A 421-nucleotide genomic window follows, 5' to 3' on the forward strand; every position below is an offset into this window, starting at 1 on the left:
CCTTCAACACGGCCAGCACGGACACCACCGCGTCCACCGACCGCGGCAGCGCCACCGCCACCACCGACTCCGGACCCACACCCCGCACCACCAACTCCCGCGCCAGCCGGTTCGCCCGCGCGTTCAGCTCACCGAAGCTCAGCTCCTCGTCCCCGAAGACCAGAGCACGTTCGGTCGGACGCGTCCGCACCTGCCGCTCGAACAGCCGGTGCACCGGTTGCGCCTCCGGCTCGGGCGCCACGACGCCGGCCCACTCCTCCAACTGCTGCCGCTCCGGGGCCTCCAGGAGCTCCAGCGCACCCACCCGGGCGTCCGGGTCCGCCACCATCCCGGCCAGCAGCCGGACGAACCGGCGCACGAGCGCCTCCGCCGTCGAGCGGTCGAACAGGTCCGTGGCGAACTCCAGCTCACCGCCGATCCC

General features: G+C 73.6%; 1 protein-coding gene. It reads right to left on the minus strand.

Features of this window, described 5'->3' with window-relative positions:
- Positions 1–421, minus strand: a 421-nt coding sequence (locus PUR71_RS02760; RefSeq protein WP_329924686.1) for an AMP-binding protein, incomplete at both ends; no start/stop codon positions are given.

Source organism: Streptomyces sp. SP17BM10 (genome assembly GCF_036322405.1).
Lineage (GTDB): Bacteria > Actinomycetota > Actinomycetes > Streptomycetales > Streptomycetaceae > Kitasatospora.